The organism is Pontibacillus litoralis JSM 072002 (genome assembly GCF_000775615.1).
GTDB lineage: Bacteria > Bacillota > Bacilli > Bacillales > BH030062 > Pontibacillus > Pontibacillus litoralis.
This window is the reverse complement of sequence record NZ_AVPG01000004.1, coordinates 81,745-99,330: the sequence shown is the minus strand read 5'-3', so window position 1 is coordinate 99,330 and position 17,586 is coordinate 81,745. Positions and strand designations below refer to the sequence as shown.

Here is a 17,586-nt window from a genome sequence, read left to right as displayed (position 1 = left end):
GATAAAGTAGATGTTTATTGAAGAGGAGGAGCGGTCATGTTTTCAATTTTATCTGCAGCGGTAGCACCAGGATTTGCGTTGTTAGCATTTATTTATTTAAAAGACCGTTTCGATCCTGAACCTTTTTCACTCGTATTTAAAACGTTTATATTAGGTGCATTATTAGTATTTCCTCTCATGTTTATTCAGTATGCTTTTGGTGAGGAAGGCTTGCTGCAATCTCCTTTTTTGCATTCTTTTGTATTGTCTGCTGGACTTGAAGAATTTTTTAAATGGTTTATTTTTTTGTTTTTCGTATATAAACATACAGAGTTTAACGGTCATTACGATGGTATCGTGTATGGAGTTTCCATTAGTTTAGGGTTTGCTACATTAGAAAACATTCTTTACTTGTTTGCTAAAGGTATTTCTTTCGCTTTTATTCGAGCGTTGTTTCCTGTATCATCCCATGCTTTAATCGGTGTATTAATGGGCTACTATATGGGAAGGGCGAAATATGGTACTAATACGAGCAAGAACAAAATGATTGCTGTGGCATTATGTATTCCGATAATCGTTCACGGTAGTTATGATTTTGTGCTTGAAGTTTGGGAAGGAACGTGGGTGTTTATTATGATTCCTTTCATGCTCGTATTATGGTACTTAGCCCTTCGTAAAATAAAATTAGCGAATCATATAGAATCAAAAGTACAACGGAATGTTATACCAATTCATCATAAAAAAACGAGTGTGTAGTTGCAAGCAGTCTACTTATGTAGGCTGTTTTTTTGTTGCGCTCATTTAGCTTTCATGTATAAAAGTATATTAGTTTCAGAAACTAGAAAGAACGAATGACTTATTACATGTTGCAGGAGGAGCTGAAATGAAATCTATACGTATAATTCATTTACTTATGATGGTCTTCGTCATAAGTGTTTCTGTTACATCTACGCATCCACAGCTAACACAAGCCTTTAGCCAGCAAGTTGTCCAGCAAGGTGCTACAGGGGATGACGTAATCGAATTACAAGCAAGACTTCAATATATTGGTTATTACAACGGAAAAATTGATGGTGTGTTTGGGTGGGGGACATATTGGGCATTACGTAATTTCCAATATGAATATGGGCTTGAGGTGGATGGTTTGTTAGGGAGAGAAGCAAAGAAAAAGCTCGTCAAAGCGACACAATACGATGAACAATATGTAAAACAACAAATCCAATCGGGGAAAGATTTTAAGTACTATGGAGGAACATGGAAAAAGCAAAATCAACCAAAAGAAACGGAGCAACAAAACAAGCAAAATAATAAGCAAGCAGAACAATCCGGAGCTACTGCGGTTAACGTGCCGGCTGGATATTCACAAAATGACATTCAGCTAATGGCTAACGCTGTCCATGGGGAAGCAAGAGGGGAACCATATGAAGGACAAGTTGCTGTCGCGGCTGTCATACTTAACAGGGTGGAGAGCGCTAGTTTCCCGAATACTGTTTCAGGGGTTATCTTTGAACCTCGAGCATTTACAGCGGTTGCGGATGGTCAAATTTGGCTTACCCCAAATGAAACGTCGAAGAAAGCAGTTGTGGATGCTTTAAATGGTTGGGACCCTTCTGGGCAGGCTATTTATTATTTTAATCCGGAAACAGCTACATCAAGTTGGATTTGGAGTAGACCCCAAATTAAGAAAATTGGTAAACATATATTTGCAAAATAAAGAAAGGAAGTGGAGGTATGATTCGGTGGATATTCATTAGTGTGCTTTCATTAGGGGTAATTGGTACAGCAGTATGGGGATATCAAGAACATCAAGAAAAAAATGCAATTCTGATTCAAGCGGAGAATAATTATCAAAGAGCGTTCCATGACTTATCGTATCAAATGGATCTTCTCCACGATAAAATCGGCACCGTACTTGCGATGAACTCCCAAAAACAGCTTTCCCCTCAATTAGCAGAAATCTGGCGGTTAACTTCGGAGGCTCATAACGATGTTGGCCAATTACCGTTAACGTTAATGCCATTTAACAAAACAGAGGAATTTCTCTCGAATATTGGAACCTTTAGTTATCGTACGGCTGTTAGAGATTTAACAAAGAAGCCATTGTCCAAAGAAGAGGAGCAAACGTTGAACAAACTGTATGAACAATCAGGTGAAATAAAAAAAGAGTTACGTAAAGTGCAATATATGGTGTTAAATGATCAGTTGCGCTGGATGGACGTTCAACTGGCCCTTGCGACAGAGGATAAATCGGATAATAAAATCATTGACGGCTTTAAAACAGTTGAAAAACAAGTGGAAGGATATGAGGAAGCGAATTTAGGGCCAACGTTTACAGGTGTATCCTCAAAGGAAAAGCCCTATCAAAACGTTACAGGTGAGAAATTGTCAAAAGAGCAAGTCATTCAAAAGGCAAAGGACGTTTTTTCTATCCCTGAAAAAGCAAAGATGAATGTGACGAAAAGTGGAGATGGAGCGGACGTACCGACATATAGTTTATCGTATGAAGGGAAAAATAAACGAGGATATATGGATATGACTGTACAAGGTGGTCATCCATTAAGCATTTTAGTAAGCCGGGATGTAAAGGATGCACAATTCAGTTTGTATGATGGAATGAAAGAAGCGGAGAAATTTTTGCAAAAACATCAATATGACAATATGGAGGCATACCAAACGACACAATATGATCAAGTAGGTGTATATAGCTTCTTATACGTGCAAGATGACGTTAGAGTGTATCCTGACTCTGTCCAAGTGAAAGTTGCATTAGACAATGGGGATATTATTGGTTTGTCTGCAAAAAATTATTTTATGAACCATCAAGAACGAGACATTCCGAAACCAGCTTTATCTGAAGAAGAAGCTAGAGAGTTTGTAAGTCCAAAGGTGCATTTACAAGAACATCATTTAGCAATAATAGAAAATGACTTAAAGGAAGAGGTACTTGTATATGAATTTGTTGGGACAATGGGTGACAATACGTATCGAATTTTCATTAATGCAGAAGATGGTATAGAGGAGAAGGTAGAAAGACTTAAGCAATCCGAAATGAAATTCGGCCAAAATACCTAGATAAATTGTAAAATCCCTTTCCTTTCTCTTTCGTCTTTGCCATAATATTGATAGGCGAATGCGATTAACAGGAGGATGGGGAGTATTGTTTAAAATTGGAACAACATTAACATTACAATTAATAGATGATGATAATCTGCAATCGACTTACCGTTCGACATTGGTAGAATATAATGATCATTCATTATTTCTTGATTATCCTATTCATGAGGAGTCTGGAAAAGTTGGTTTTTTCTTAGATGGTACGCAATTTAAAGTTACGTTCATTGGTGAGGATGAATCGCTATATACATTTCAAACGGAAATATGTGAAAGACGAAAGTTAAACATACCCGTAATTGTCGTACCTTTCCCTAATAAAGAAGAAATGTATCGAATTCAACGCAGGAAATATGTTCGGGTAGAGGCGGCATTAGATGTTAGTGTTCACAATATCATTCAAGAATTTTCACCATTTACAACCATAACCGTTGATATTAGTGGGGGAGGATTGTCCTTCATTGCGCCACTTCAACATGAAATGGAAGAGAACAACATGTTAGAAATATGGTTTGTGTTACCGTTCAAATCAGGGGATGTTACTTATGTTAAGGCCGCCGCTCGCGTCATACGTATATGGGAAAGCGAAGGAAAGAAGAGAGATCAAGTATCTGTTGAATTTGAAACGATAAGTGAAAACGATCAACAGTGCGTTATTCGATACTGCTTCGAGCGCCAATTAGCAAACAAAAAACGCGGACTACTGTAAAGAATGCCTAGACTATGTTGTGTGGGGCAATATGGAAGTTAGATAGGGTGACTTAAAATGAAGCGGATAGAAAGATGGATTGTGCTAGTTACATGTATTCACGCATTTTTATTAGTTGCTTTTCAATGGATGCTCACTCGCGTAGACCATTTATACTACATGCAACCCGTGTATAAATACATTGGTGTCTGGCAACTAACCGAGGGAAATGTAGTAGAAACAATAGACCGACTCTTTCAAAATGTGTTATCATTTTGAAGCATACAATAACCTAGAAACAAGCAGATATTACTGCTTGTTTCGTTTTGTCTATACATAATATTTTCAACGTTTAGCGTGAAGTATTTCAAAATCCGCTGCTCGACAAAGAAGCTTAATCGTGTATGATGGAAATGGAAATAATGAAACGTAAAAGAGGGATGAATATAATGAATAATCATATTGCTATTGCCATTGACGGACCAGCTGCTGCAGGCAAAAGTACAGTAGCAAAAATTGTAGCGCATAAATTATCGTATATTTATATTGATACGGGTGCGATGTATCGAGCATTAACATACAAAGTATTGCAAGAAGACGTAACCCTTGAAGATGAATGTGCAGTTGGCCATGTACTACACAATACGTCTATCGAATTAGTTCATGGAGATCAGGACCAAAAAATCTTATTAGACGGACGAGATGTTTCAATGGAAATAAGAGGGGAACAAGTAACGAATCATGTTTCTATAGTAGCGAAGCATAGAAACGTGCGTGAAGAAATGGTGAATCGTCAACGACAGTTAGCGAAGCAAAGGCGAGTTGTCATGGACGGCCGTGATATTGGAACCCACGTTATACCTGATGCGGAAGTGAAAATATTTCTCATTGCTTCTGTACAAGAACGAGCAGAACGTCGACATAAAGAAAACACAGTTAAAGGTTTTCCTTCTAATTTGGAGAAATTAAAAGAAGACATTCGAAAAAGAGACAAGATTGATTCTGAACGAGAAGTATCTCCTCTCGTAAAAGCAACAGATGCGATCGAAATTGATACAACATCTTTATCCATAGAAGAAGTAGCTAATGAAATTTTACAAGTTGTATATGATATACAGGGGAAGGAAGAATAAACAATGGAGATGTATAAAATAATCAAATCATTGTGTAAAGTAGTTTTTTACCCAAAATACCGCATTCAAGTGGAAGGGGTGGAAAATATCCCTAAAGAAGGACCTGTTTTAATTTGTTCAAATCATATTTCTAATTACGACCCTATCGTACTTGGAATCACGGTGCCGAGGGAAATTTACTTTATGGCGAAAGAGGAATTATTTGAAAAAAAAGTGATTGGAAGTTTTCTCCGTAAACTACATGCTTTCCCTGTTAAGCGAGGCATGAGAGATCGTCAAGCTCTTCGGCGAGCGTTAGAAGTACTTGATGAAAATCACACGCTCGGCTTGTTTCCAGAAGGTACGAGAAGCAAAGACGGTACACTCGGTAAAGGGCTTGCTGGCGCGGGTTTCTTTGCATTACGTTCACAAGCGACAGTAATTCCCTGTGCGATTGTAGGTACGTATAAATCAAAAGACCCACTACGTGTCGTATACGGAAAACCCATTCCGATGGCACAATTAAGAGAGCGGAAAGCGTCTTCCCAAGAAGTAACAGATGAAATCATGGAAGGGATTCGTCATATTTTAGATAAAAATGAGCATAATTAACATTTGTTGCTTGACAAAAAGCTATAAATATTAGAAGTTAGAATAAAGAACTTATTTATATTTTAGCTGTTGTGTTGGAATTGAAGGAGGTCTTGTAAAATGGATGAAATGAATCAAGAGATGTCAGAAATGCCGAACGTTTCTATAGGTGACGTTATTACGGGTAAGGTTGTTAAAGTAGAAGACAAGCAGGTGCTTGTTGATATCGGTTATAAAGTAGAAGGAATTGTGCCGATTAGTGAACTTTCCAATTTACATGTAGAAACTGCTTCTGATGCAGTTGCGGAAGGTGACGAACTTACGTTAAAAGTAAAAAAAGCAGATGATGATGAGATTGTTTTATCTAAGCGTGCAGTGGATGCGGAAGCTGCATGGAACGACCTAGAGCAAAAATTAGCAACTGGCGAAGTGTTTGAAGCAATGGTAAAAGACATCGTAAAAGGTGGACTTGTTGTAGATGTAGGTTTACGTGGTTTTATTCCAGCATCGCTCGTTGAAACTTATTACGTAGAAGATTTTAATGATTATAAAGGTACATCTTTAACGTTGAAAGTAATCGAGCTTGACCGTGAACAAAATCGCGTTATTCTATCTCATAGTGCAGTAGTAGAACAAGAAAATGAACAACAGAAGCAATCACTAATGCAAAGCCTTGAACCTGGGCAAGTGATCGATGGTACTGTCCAACGAATTACCGATTTTGGGGCATTTGTCGATATTGGTGGTATCGATGGTCTTGTTCACATATCGCAATTAGCACATGAACATGTCAATAAAGCTTCTGATGTAGTTGAAGAAGGGCAACAAATTAAAGTGAAAATTTTGTCAGTGGATCGTGACAACGAACGCATTTCACTATCATTAAAAGATACGCTACCTGGACCATGGGAACAAATTGAGGATAAAATTAAACCTGGCGAAGTGTTAGAAGGGAAAGTACGTCGTCTCGTTCACTTTGGTGCATTTGTTGAATTAATGCCTGGTGTAGAAGGTCTTGTACACATTTCTCAAATAGCTCGTCGTCATATTGGTACACCTAACGAAGTGTTAGAGGAAAATCAACTTGTTCAAGTGAAAGTGCTAGAGGTAAATGAAAGTGAGAAACGTATTTCTTTGAGTATTAAGGAATTGGAAGAAGATCAGAGTCGTCAAGAAGTGGAACAGTATCGAAAAGATGATGATAGTGGCTTTCAGCTCGGAGACTTTATTGGCGATAAGTTAAATAAATTAAAATAATATTTGGTGATATACATTGAGTCGTTCAAAACGAAAGTTAGATCATATTAGACATGCGTTAAATCGTGATGAAATAGCGGTTAATAGCTTTGATGAAATGGAGATTGTTCACCAAAGTTTAACCGATATTCATTGGGATTATATTTCCTTGCAGACTCAATTAGGCGAACTTTCTTTAAGTTCGCCTCTTTTTGTCAATGCAATGACCGGTGGTGGCGGGGAGAAAACAGAAGTAATTAATCGTGATTTAGCGATAGCGGCAAAAGAAACAGGGATTGCTTTGGCGGTAGGATCTCAAATGTCTGCCATTAACGATGCGCAAGAAAAGAGAAGTTATCAAATCGTTCGGGAAGAAAATCCAAATGGTGTTATTTTTGCTAATATCGGTAGCGAGGCAACGGTTGATCAAGCGTTACAAGCTGTGCATATGATAGAGGCAAATGCCTTACAAATTCACTTAAATGTGCTTCAAGAATTAATTATGCCTGAAGGAGATAGAGATTTCTCAGATCGACTGCAACGAATTGAATCGATCGTCAAGCATATAGATGTTCCTGTAATTGTAAAAGAAGTTGGTTATGGAATGTCAATGGAAACTGCTCGCCAGTTACGAGAAGTCGGTATATCGTATTTCGATGTAGCAGGCTATGGTGGTACGAATTTTTCCAAAGTAGAAAATAAGCGGAGAAAGCAACCGTTTCGTGCGTTTGATCAATGGGGGATACCAACCGCTATTTCTATTGCGGAAGTAAAAGCATCAGTACCAGAGTGCCACGTCATTGCCTCAGGAGGAATGCGTAACGGCTTAGATGGTGCGAAAGCTTTTGTGTTAGGAGCAGAAGCATTCGGGATGGCTGGTCATTTACTCCGAACGTTAATGAAAGAAGATGTCGAAACGTTAATTGACGAAATTAACCATATTCATCATGAATTTAAGATTGCGATGATGTTGTTAGGGGTTACTGAACCGGTTTCATTAAAAGGGAAACCCCATATTTATGCAGGAAGAATGAAAGCTTGGTTAGATCAAAGGCTATGACTATATTGCAAATCCTGATTTGAATCGTTCAAATCAGGATTTTTTTTGCGTGTTGTTTATTGCTGATTGTTACGTTCATTTTCGATAAAGGTACTTCCTTTTGGGTGTGTTTTCGTATCTCGATCACTTTCAACTCGTTTTTGTTGCCGGAGCTTTTTCTGTTGTCGGTCTTTGCCCATGTTGGACCTCCTAGATATAAATGTTTCCTGTATAGTGTTCCTGCATTTAATCACTTTTATTCGTGGTTAAATTTGTATGGCATTGCCCATAATGTAGATAGAAAGTAGGGATAGAATGGACGGCCTCTATTTTATTTATGTTAGTTGGATATTATGGGCTTGGTTTACATTTATGTATCGAAAATCTGCTACTCGATTTCATGCCGCTTTTATCATTCTGGTTTGTTTGAATACAATTTCTTTAGATGTAATGGTGTTTTCCTATCGTATTTCCTATACGTCTTTGCTTTTGTTTATTTTCTCATTTCTACTTTTTTTTCATTTAACACCCAATGTGAAACATACGATAATTGTTTTTTCATTAAGTGTTGCTTATGCAGGGGGTTTATTTTGGGAAATGGCACGTCCCGTATGGTTTCATTTCTCTAGTGAATGGATGATTGCGATACCAGCTGCGTTATTACTAGTATTAGTAGCTAGCGACATATTAACGAGAATGGTGTTGTTCGGTATTAGTACCTTCTTAGGGGAAGTGATTTTCACTTTGTATATCCATCAACTTGGATTTAACGAACCGGTAGGAGAACCGGCTTTTTTGGATATGTATAGCATTGTTGTGTTTCTTCTTCTCTCAACAGAATTATTCATGCACTTCGTGGACACAATAGAGAAGGAATTGAATCGAAGAATGAAACGGAAAGTGGGAATGAAGCAATGAATGAATATACGTTACCGATTTTATTCGGTGTTGCAGTTGGGGTGATTGCTAGAGTAGTGATGCTGCGGACGGACTATCGCCAGTACCCAACTTATTTGCATGGTAAAGTTATCCATTTGTCGTTAGGTTTTATTGCGGCATTTTTAGGGGCTATCGTTTCTCCAGCCATTATGGAAAAAGAATTCACTGCTGTTACGTTTTTAACAATTGCTGCTTCTCAGTTTCGTGAAGTACGTAACATGGAGCGGAATACGTTAACAGAACTAGATGGATATGAGCTTGTACCGAGGGGAAATACATATATTGAAGGCATAGCAATTGCATTCGAAGGTCGTAATTATTTAGTCATCTTCTCTGCATTTCTAGCGACGATGGTATATCTCGCCTGGAATATATGGGCTGCTTTAGCTATTTCGCTCGTTTCCTTTCTAGCAGTTAAGAAGTTGATGAGTGGGAACACATTAAAGGATATTGTTCATATTCAACATATGGAGCCTCACTTCGAAGGGGCTGGTTTATACGTCGATAACATTTATATTATGAACATTGGTTTACCGCAACGACAAAAAGAAATATTAGAATACGGAATGGGGTTTGTCATAACGCCGAAAAATGTCAATGCTAAAACTACTATTGCAAATCTCGGACAAAGACAAGCCATTCTACATGACGTTTCTGTTTCTTTAGGTGTGTTCCGAGATAGTGGTACACCAGCCTTAGTTCCGTTAATTAAACGTGACTTAGACAATGGAAGAATTGGTGTATTTATTTTACCTCAAGAACGAAATGTAAAAAGAGCAATCGAAATTATTGGAGCTGTTCCTGTATTAGAGAATGCGATTAGGATGCCTAGTGAATCAAACGCCAATCTAAGAAAGGAAGAAGATGTGTGAAGTTAGAAAAAACAATCCTTGCTTCTGTCACGATGAATAGAGACAATGTTACGGGAGGTTCTCCGATTTACGTTTGTGATAATAAAGAGGAGATGGATCAATTAGCTGCTAATTTAGAAGCAATCCTGGACGGTATTAGCCACGCACTAAGTGATGAATTGTATATAATTGTGAAGCATTAAAGCTTGAGAAACGCCTAATAACGATAAAAACGTTGTTTGTTCCTATCAGTTTTGCTAAAATGAAACAGTTAAGAGTAAACCTTTCTTGCTTGACATGAAAGGTTTAAAAATGTGTAAACAAACGAAACATACATTACAAAGCATGAAGAAAGAGATTGGGGGAACGTAAAATGCGTAAATCTATAGTAGCTGTAGTCGGGCGTCCAAATGTGGGAAAATCGACCATTTTTAACCGGCTTGTAGGCGAACGAATTTCGATTGTCGAAGATACCCCTGGAGTAACAAGAGATCGAATCTACGCAGAAGCAGAATGGTTAAATATGCATTTCAATATCATTGATACAGGTGGTATTGAAATAGGTGATGAGCCTTTATTAGTTCAAATGAGAGCGCAAGCGGATGTGGCTATTGATGAGGCAGATGTCATTATCTTCATGGTGAATGGTCGTGAAGGGATTACAGGTGCTGATGAAGAAGTCGCTAAGCTGTTATATAAGTCGAATAAACCTGTTGTATTAGCTGTAAACAAAGTGGATAACTTGGAAATGAGAGACCAGATTTATGAATTTTATGCACTTGGATTTGGAGAACCTTTTCCGATATCAGGAACACATGGTCTTGGATTAGGGGATATGTTAGATGAAGTAGTTAAGCATTTTCCAGAACGTCCAGATGCTGTTGAAGATGAAGAAACCATTCATTTCAGTTTGATTGGAAGACCGAATGTCGGGAAATCATCTTTAGTTAACGCAATTCTAGGAGAAGAAAGAGTCATTGTAAGTTCGATAGAAGGAACGACGCGTGACGCCATTGATACGTCCTTTACGAAAGATGGTCGTGATTTCGTTATTATTGATACGGCTGGTATGCGTAAAAAAGGAAAGGTGTACGAGTCACTTGAGAAATATAGTGTATTGCGTGCATTAAAAGCAATGGAGCGTTCAGATGTCGTTTTAGTTGTACTTGATGCCGATACAGGAATACGAGAACAAGATAAGAAAATTGCAGGCTATGCCCATGATGCAGGAAGGGCAATCGTCATTGTTGTGAATAAATGGGATGCAATCGAACGTGATGAGAAAACGATGAAAGAGTTTGAGGAAGACGTTCGTCAGCAATTCCAATTTCTTGACTATGCTCCAATCGTATTTTTATCAGCAAAAACGAAAAAAAGAATTCATACCTTGTTACCACAAGTATTACAAGCTAGTGAGAACCATACAAAACGTGTGCAATCTAGCATTCTTAATGAAGTGTTAATGGATGCGTTAGCAATGAAACCTGTACCATCTTTAAAAGGCAAAAAGCTAAGAATTTTCTATATGACACAAATCGGAGTTGCTCCACCAACATTTGTTGTATTTGTAAATGAACCAGAACTATTACACTTTTCTTATGAACGTTTTCTAGAAAACAGAATAAGAGAAGCGTTTGGTTTTGAAGGAACACCGATCAAAATTTATGCTCGACAACGTAAGTAAGGGGGATATTTGATGGCGAAAATAGCTGTATTAGGTGCGGGTAGCTGGGGTACTGCTCTAGCTATTGTATTAGCCGATAATGGTCACAACGTAAAGTTATGGACGCACCGTAAAGAACAGGCAGAAGAAATCAATACATCCCGAAAGAACCATAAATATTTACCGGATGTTACGATTCCTTCAAGTATTTATGCGCTGGCTGATTTGCAAGAAGCCATTCAAGACAGCGCAGCGATTGTGTTTGTAGTTCCGACGAAAGTGGTTCGAGATGTAAGTCAACAAGTAGCGAAATTGCTACAACACAAAACGACAATCGTCCATGCCTCTAAAGGAATTGACCCTGATTCTTTAAAGCGTGTATCTGAAGTGATGGAAGAAGAATTACCAACTGCTATGTATGAAGATGTGGTCGTTCTAAGTGGTCCGAGCCATGCCGAAGAAGTAGCATTACGCCAGCCCACTACGGTTACGGTATCTTCCAAAACGATAAAGGAAGCAGAATATGCACAGCAAATGTTTATGAATGAACATTTTCGTGTGTATACCAATCCGGATATCATTGGTGTTGAATTAGGTGGAGCATTAAAGAACATTATTGCTTTAGGTGCAGGTATTTCTGATGGGTTAGGTTATGGTGACAATGCAAAAGCTGCATTGATGACACGTGGTTTAGCGGAAATTGCCCGTCTTGGTACATCTATGGGAGCCAGTCCGCTTACTTTTACTGGTCTAACTGGCGTCGGCGACCTGATTGTAACGTGCACAAGTCAGCATAGCCGGAACTATCGTGCGGGCTATATGCTTGGAGAGGGATATAGATTAGAAGAAGTATTGGAGCGAATGGGCATGGTTGTTGAAGGCGTGCGCACAACGAATGCTGCGCATAAGCTTTCACAACGCCAATGTATAGAAATGCCGATTACAGCGGGAATCGAACAATTGCTTTATCATGATGCTAAACCGAAAGAAGTTGTCGATCAATTGATGACTAGGGGACGGCGTCATGAAATGGAAGATTTATACGACCTATTAGGAAAACAGTAATAGAAAGCCGTCAGAAGAATCGCTCACATGAATGTACTCCTCGCATATACTAAGTTGAAAGTATATATATATGGAGGAGGAACAACGGTGAGTGGATTTCAAAAAAAGGCTTTTGAACACCTAGAAAAAAGTGCGAATATTTCTCCGGAAGAAGTATTTAAAATAGCTGATTCGGTGAAAAATGCTAATTTTAAAGATGAACAAACAGTCCGTGATTTAGTTCGTCGTTTATCCAAGCTAGCAGGAAAGCCAGTTTCTAAACAAAAAGAGGATAAAATTGTTAAAGCAATTACCGAAAATAATATGGATATGAATCAACTAAATAATATGTTTAAAAAATAGCCATATATAGGCGATTGATGATACGTGTTGAAGGGAGGTTGCATACGATATCATGTAGCAACACAACACGTAAGAGCTGTATAGAAGGGTACGATTTAGTCAAACCGAGGTGATAGAACTAACCACCTCGGTTTTTGTATGGGGAAAAGCGCAAAAGTGAGGCTCAATTTAACACACGGAAGGTTATGAATGAATCCGATAGTGAACGGATAACGCAACGTATGATATAATACATACGTCTGAAATTGTAGGAAGCAAAAGGAGTTGGCATAATGGTATTAGGAATGTCCCTAGGAATGTTAAAAATGTACATTTCCTTTGCGGGTATCATTTTTATGTTTCTTGCTGCTGTTCTCATCTATTTAAGTCGATATAAGATGAAAGGTTTCTTTGCAGCAATTACAGCAGTGTTAGCATACATATTCTTGATACTTGGCGGAATTATTATTTTCTATATTGTATTTAGTGGACCAACAGGATAAGAGGAAAACGGAGGAATATAGATGTCGCGTAAGTCGCTTGTTATGCTCGTTTTGATTTCTGTTTTCTTATCGGGCTGTTTGTACCCCGATAAGAATTTATCTAAAAATCAAGTACCAAATGATATTCAGCTTCAATCCGTTCAAACGGCTGTAGAGCAATATCAAGAACAAAATACGTATCAATTACCTATTCAAAATAGGGATCAAGACACACCGGTTTTTCAGAAGTATCCTATTGATTTTAACCGGCTAAAACAGCAAAATCTATTATCCGAAGCACCGGGTAATTCATTCGAACAGGGTGGAGTTTATCAATACGTCATCGTTGATCCAGAAAATGAGTTGCAAGTGAAAGTCATGGATTTACGTGTGACACAAGAGCTAAGAGAAATCAATTTCCGATTAAATACGTATCGTTCGGAACATTTGTATGTACCATTTGGGGAGAAGATCAACGACCAGGTATATACGTTAAATTATGAAGAGCTAGGATATGAGAACCCTCTTCAAGTGAAAAGTCCATACACGCAAAATCAATTACCCATTGTAGTAGATTTAGAAGGGGAGATATACGTTGATTATCGTTCGGACTTGAACCAATTTTTACAACAATATGAGCATGATTACGAGACGGGGGATGACATTCGTTATTTATTGTCCGATCACTCACCATTTGTACCTGCTCACACCCTCCCCTATACTGTAGTTGATGGAGAGCCAGTATTTATGAATGAAATGAATCAAGAAGATGCCTCATAATGGGGTGTCTTTTTTTATATACATAGAACATGTAGAATGACACCTTCTATTGATTTTGTGAAAAACAAGTCATATTTCACTAGGACAACATCATAAACTTGTATTGTTAAACAATCGTATGCGATGAGAGCTTGCATGTCCAGGCGAAGTATAGATCGGGAGGGGATCACTTGGAAAGAGTAGATATTTTCAAAGATATCTCAAAACGAACTGATGGAGATATTTATTTAGGTGTGGTAGGAGCGGTTAGAACAGGAAAATCAACCTTTATCAAAAAGTTCATGGAGCTTGTTGTGCTTCCTAATATTCAAGATGAAGGGGAAAAAGCGCGAGCCCAAGATGAACTCCCGCAAAGTGCTGCTGGAAAAACAATCATGACGACCGAACCGAAATTCGTCCCTAATCAAGCAGTGCAAGTACATGTAGATGAGGGGTTAGATGTTAACTTTCGTGTTGTTGATTGCGTTGGATATACAGTAAGTGGTGCGAAAGGTTATGAAGATGAGAATGGGCCAAGGATGATCAATACACCTTGGTATGAAGAGCCAATCCCATTTCATGATGCAGCGGAAATTGGTACAAGAAAAGTTATTACGGAGCATTCAACTATTGGTGTCATTGTGACGACGGACGGAACGATTGGAGAAATTCCACGCACGAATTATGTAGAAGCGGAAGAAAGAGTTGTAGAAGAGCTTAAAGAAGTAGGTAAGCCGTATATTATGATTATTAACAGCGTTCGTCCGCATAGCCAAGAGACAGAAGCATTGCAAAGGCAGCTACAAGAGAAATACGATATTCCAGTTATTGCGATGAGCGTGGAAGGAATGAGAGAGCAAGATGTGTACAAAGTGCTTCGAGAAGCGCTATATGAATTCCCTGTTTTAGAAGTCAATGTAAATTTACCAAGTTGGGTAATGGTACTAAACGATGGTCATTGGTTACGCAAAAATTTCCAAGATGCCATCGGAGACACAGTAAAGGATATTAAGAGGTTAAGAGATGTAGACCGCGTCGTTGGACAATTTGCTGAATACGATTATATTGATCGTGCTCAATTAGCAGGTATGGAGATGGGGGAAGGGATTGCCGAGATTGATTTACACGCTCCAGATTATTTATATGATCAAGTGTTAAAAGAAATCGTTGGAGAAGAAATAAGAGGGAAGGACCATCTCCTTCAATTGATGCAAGACTTTGCTCATGCCAAGCGGGAATACGACCAAGTGTCTGAAGCGCTACGTATGGTGAAACAAACAGGTTATGGTGTAGCTGCACCTGCTTTAGAAGACATGTTCTTAGATGAGCCAGAAATTATTCGGCAAGGTTCAAGGTTTGGTGTCCGTTTAAAAGCGGTAGCCCCATCCATTCATATGGTGAAAGTGGATGTAGAGTCGGAATTCGCCCCTATTATTGGTACAGAGAAACAAAGTGAAGAGCTTGTGCGCTATTTAATGCAAGATTTTGAAGAAGATCCACTTTCTATTTGGAATTCAGATATATTCGGTCGTTCTTTAAGCTCTATCGTACGTGAAGGTATTAGTGCGAAGTTATCTTTAATGCCAGAAAATGCACGTTATAAATTAAAAGATACACTAGAACGTATTATCAACGAAGGTAGTGGGGGAATGATTGCGATTATTTTATAAGCGGACATTATGCCGCTTTTTTTTGTTCATCCCCCATCATTTTATGTAATTAAGTTATAGTGACTAATTATTTTATTGCTCTTATTTCCGCTTGAATGAGCGGTAAATAAGGGTTTTTTTATCATTTTCATATAAAAAATATAACTTTTTTTATACTTTGGATTTAAAGGATGTAATAAACCATACAAAGTAGCCTTAAATCCAGTTATATCAACGTTTACAAAGGTTTGATAGTAGATGGCTTTATCTCGATATATACGAGATAAAGCCGGTGTTATCGCATTTATCATGATATTTCTTCACGTTTTTTATTGAATTTCAGTCCATCATCGTTTAATATAAGGCTTGTCATCAAGTTTTATTGGTGATTACACGTATAAGAAGTGTGAAATATGTGAACAAATGAATTAAATGATATTTGTTCTTACATGAACAACCGTCCCTGGGAGGAGGTGAATAGCATGAACAAGACAGATCTAATCAATGCAGTTGCAGAGAAAAGTGATCTTTCTAAAAAAGATGCTACACAAGCAGTTGATGCCGTATTTGAATCTATCTCTGAGTCTTTACAACAAGGAGATAAAGTACAGCTAATCGGTTTCGGTAACTTCGAGGTACGCGAACGTGCAGCTCGTAAAGGACGTAACCCACAAACTGGCGCAGAGATTGAAATTGCTGCTAGTAAAGTTCCAGCATTCAAACCTGGTAAAGCCCTTAAAGATGCTGTAAAGTAATTTACATATAGGGCTATTTATAAGGCTGACTCCAATTCGTGAGTCAGCCTTATTTGCAACATTATGCTTACATAACAAGCGTTCTACATTGACATGTGCATGTATATACGAGATAGTTAAATAAGGTATTATAATAGGAGGCCCACGATGTCAAATACTAAAAGTGGTGACTTTTTTGTAATTAAAGCTCTACAGGATGGTGTCAACGTTATTGGGTTAACGAGAGGGTCAGATACTAGATTCCATCATTCTGAGAAGCTAGATAAAGGTGAAGTAATGATTGCCCAATTTACCGAGCATACTTCTGCTGTAAAGGTGAGAGGTAAGGCGGTTATTCAGACAAGTCACGGTGAACTGTACACGAATGAGGCAGAGTAATCTCTGCTTTTTCTTTTCAATTCGTTTTAGCTATTGCACTCGTCACCGATTTATCTAGTACAGATTGGGCATGCTAACGTCATATTATTATCTCAACATATAGATATGTGCTATAATGGGAAAAGAGTTTGCTGGTTAACGGCATAGAAAGGCGTAAGGTGATGATTTTGGAAGATAATGACATTCAAGTGAAGGAAATAAAAGCATCGATTGAGCATCAAATTCGACATCCTTATTTAGCCAAATTCATTCAAAACCCTGTCATAAGCGAGGACAAAATTATGTTCCTCACCACACTTGTTACACAATCAGACATTCCACGTGAAAAACAAAAGCAGTATATTATAACGACAATGCTTGTTCAGATCGCACTAGATACTCATGAACGTGTAAGTATTTCATCTGCGAGTGATAGTAATGAAATAGAAAAAAAGCGTCAATTAACTGTTTTAGCTGGTGATTATTTTAGTGGATTGTACTATCTTGTATTATCAAAGCTTGAAGATATACCAATGATACAAACGCTTGCATCAGCGATTAAAGAAATCAATGAATTGAAAATGAAAATTTATAATCAAGATTTTGCTACGTTTGCAGAAGTTATGGAAGCGTTAAAAAAAGTGGAATCCTTGCTTATTCAACGCGTAGCTTCTTTTATACAACGGACAAACGTTAATGAAGTCGCGGGAGATTGGTTGTTAGCGATGCGACTAAGTCAAGAGCAGCGAAAGTATCAAACGAGAGAAGTTGCGCCATTTATGGAGTTATTGAATAGCAGTACTTTTCTAAAAGCGAACGGTGTTCAGTCACTACGTATGATTGAAAGCCACATTATTAAACAACTTGAGAAAGTATCTGCTTCTATAATAGAACTTCCATACAACTTTGCTCCTATACAAAGATATATACAAGAGCAGTTACATCAAACGTTTCATTTTAAACAACAAGCTTTGGAAGAGGGTTAACAT

At 38.0% G+C, this 17,586-nt stretch carries 22 protein-coding genes; 21 read left to right on the top strand and 1 reads right to left on the bottom strand.

Annotation, left to right across the window (positions count from 1 at the left end; genetic code table 11):
- Positions 1–36: 36 nt before the first annotated feature.
- The 9 genes from prsW to fni all read left to right on the top strand — a co-directional run bounded on the left by prsW (position 37) and on the right by fni (position 7,777).
- Entirely contained in the window at positions 37–735 is a 699-nt protein-coding gene (prsW, locus tag N784_RS04875) for a glutamic-type intramembrane protease PrsW (protein WP_036832957.1), read from the top strand.
- Positions 736–892: 157 nt separating this feature from the next.
- A complete protein-coding gene (sleB, locus tag N784_RS04870) occupies positions 893–1,693 on the top strand; it encodes a spore cortex-lytic enzyme (protein ID WP_232305974.1) in 801 nt (266 codons plus the stop codon).
- A 17-nt stretch (positions 1,694–1,710) separates the two neighbouring features.
- Positions 1,711–3,051, top strand: a complete 1,341-nt coding sequence (gene ypeB / locus N784_RS04865) for a germination protein YpeB (RefSeq protein ID WP_036832955.1) — start codon at positions 1,711–1,713, stop codon at positions 3,049–3,051.
- A gap of 85 nt (positions 3,052–3,136) precedes the next feature.
- Positions 3,137–3,799 carry a flagellar brake protein gene (locus N784_RS04860; RefSeq protein ID WP_036832953.1) on the top strand — a complete coding sequence of 221 codons (663 nt, stop codon included), beginning with the start codon at positions 3,137–3,139 and terminating at the stop codon, positions 3,797–3,799.
- A gap of 57 nt (positions 3,800–3,856) precedes the next feature.
- Positions 3,857–4,057, top strand: a complete 201-nt coding sequence (locus N784_RS04855; protein WP_036832951.1) for a DUF5359 family protein — start codon at positions 3,857–3,859, stop codon at positions 4,055–4,057.
- Positions 4,058–4,227: 170 nt separating this feature from the next.
- Positions 4,228–4,911, top strand: a complete 684-nt coding sequence (cmk, locus tag N784_RS04850; RefSeq protein WP_036833020.1) for a (d)CMP kinase — start codon at positions 4,228–4,230, stop codon at positions 4,909–4,911.
- Between the two features lie 3 nt (positions 4,912–4,914).
- Complete coding sequence (locus N784_RS04845) at positions 4,915–5,502, top strand: lysophospholipid acyltransferase family protein (RefSeq protein WP_036832950.1); 588 nt, start codon at positions 4,915–4,917, stop codon at positions 5,500–5,502.
- 99 nt (positions 5,503–5,601) lie between these two features.
- A complete protein-coding gene (gene rpsA, locus N784_RS04840) occupies positions 5,602–6,738 on the top strand; it encodes a 30S ribosomal protein S1 (protein ID WP_036832947.1) in 1,137 nt (378 codons plus the stop codon).
- Positions 6,739–6,754: 16 nt separating this feature from the next.
- Entirely contained in the window at positions 6,755–7,777 is a 1,023-nt protein-coding gene (gene fni, locus N784_RS04835) for a type 2 isopentenyl-diphosphate Delta-isomerase (RefSeq protein ID WP_036832945.1), read from the top strand.
- A gap of 56 nt (positions 7,778–7,833) precedes the next feature.
- On the opposite strand, the gene N784_RS16205 is transcribed toward fni, so the two are convergent.
- Positions 7,834–7,956, bottom strand: coding sequence for a YpzI family protein (locus N784_RS16205; protein ID WP_084600134.1), 123 nt, complete (start codon positions 7,954–7,956; stop codon positions 7,834–7,836).
- 115 nt (positions 7,957–8,071) lie between these two features.
- Here N784_RS16205 and N784_RS17295 point away from each other — a divergent pair, with 115 nt between their 5' ends.
- From N784_RS17295 to N784_RS04775, 12 genes are all read left to right on the top strand, one after another.
- Entirely contained in the window at positions 8,072–8,674 is a 603-nt protein-coding gene (locus N784_RS17295; RefSeq protein ID WP_036832943.1) for a YphA family membrane protein, read from the top strand.
- Positions 8,671–9,567 (top strand): YIEGIA family protein, encoded by an 897-nt coding sequence (locus N784_RS04825; protein WP_036832941.1) that lies wholly within the window; start codon positions 8,671–8,673, stop codon positions 9,565–9,567. The genes N784_RS17295 and N784_RS04825 overlap by 4 nt, the downstream gene beginning before the upstream one ends.
- On the top strand, positions 9,564–9,749 hold the full coding sequence (locus N784_RS04820) for a capping complex subunit for YIEGIA (RefSeq protein ID WP_036832939.1): 186 nt from the start codon (positions 9,564–9,566) through the stop codon (positions 9,747–9,749). The genes N784_RS04825 and N784_RS04820 overlap by 4 nt, the downstream gene beginning before the upstream one ends.
- A gap of 170 nt (positions 9,750–9,919) precedes the next feature.
- The gene (gene der, locus N784_RS04815) at positions 9,920–11,230 is read left to right on the top strand and encodes a ribosome biogenesis GTPase Der (protein ID WP_036832938.1); all 1,311 of its coding nucleotides are present in this window, start codon (positions 9,920–9,922) and stop codon (positions 11,228–11,230) included.
- A gap of 12 nt (positions 11,231–11,242) precedes the next feature.
- On the top strand, positions 11,243–12,274 hold the full coding sequence (locus tag N784_RS04810) for an NAD(P)H-dependent glycerol-3-phosphate dehydrogenase (RefSeq protein ID WP_036832936.1): 1,032 nt from the start codon (positions 11,243–11,245) through the stop codon (positions 12,272–12,274).
- Between the two features lie 87 nt (positions 12,275–12,361).
- On the top strand, positions 12,362–12,616 hold the full coding sequence (locus N784_RS04805) for a stage VI sporulation protein F (RefSeq protein WP_036832935.1): 255 nt from the start codon (positions 12,362–12,364) through the stop codon (positions 12,614–12,616).
- 284 nt (positions 12,617–12,900) lie between these two features.
- Positions 12,901–13,098, top strand: a complete 198-nt coding sequence (locus tag N784_RS04800; RefSeq protein WP_036833019.1) for a DUF2768 domain-containing protein — start codon at positions 12,901–12,903, stop codon at positions 13,096–13,098.
- Between the two features lie 21 nt (positions 13,099–13,119).
- Positions 13,120–13,857, top strand: a complete 738-nt coding sequence (locus N784_RS04795; protein ID WP_036832934.1) for a hypothetical protein — start codon at positions 13,120–13,122, stop codon at positions 13,855–13,857.
- Between the two features lie 170 nt (positions 13,858–14,027).
- Positions 14,028–15,506 carry a stage IV sporulation protein A gene (gene spoIVA / locus N784_RS04790; protein ID WP_036832933.1) on the top strand — a complete coding sequence of 493 codons (1,479 nt, stop codon included), beginning with the start codon at positions 14,028–14,030 and terminating at the stop codon, positions 15,504–15,506.
- Between the two features lie 461 nt (positions 15,507–15,967).
- Entirely contained in the window at positions 15,968–16,240 is a 273-nt protein-coding gene (locus N784_RS04785; RefSeq protein ID WP_036832932.1) for an HU family DNA-binding protein, read from the top strand.
- 147 nt (positions 16,241–16,387) lie between these two features.
- Positions 16,388–16,618, top strand: coding sequence for a trp RNA-binding attenuation protein MtrB (mtrB, locus tag N784_RS04780; protein ID WP_036832931.1), 231 nt, complete (start codon positions 16,388–16,390; stop codon positions 16,616–16,618).
- Between the two features lie 161 nt (positions 16,619–16,779).
- Positions 16,780–17,583 (top strand): heptaprenyl diphosphate synthase component 1, encoded by an 804-nt coding sequence (locus N784_RS04775; RefSeq protein ID WP_052127129.1) that lies wholly within the window; start codon positions 16,780–16,782, stop codon positions 17,581–17,583.
- Positions 17,584–17,586: the final 3 nt, after the last annotated feature.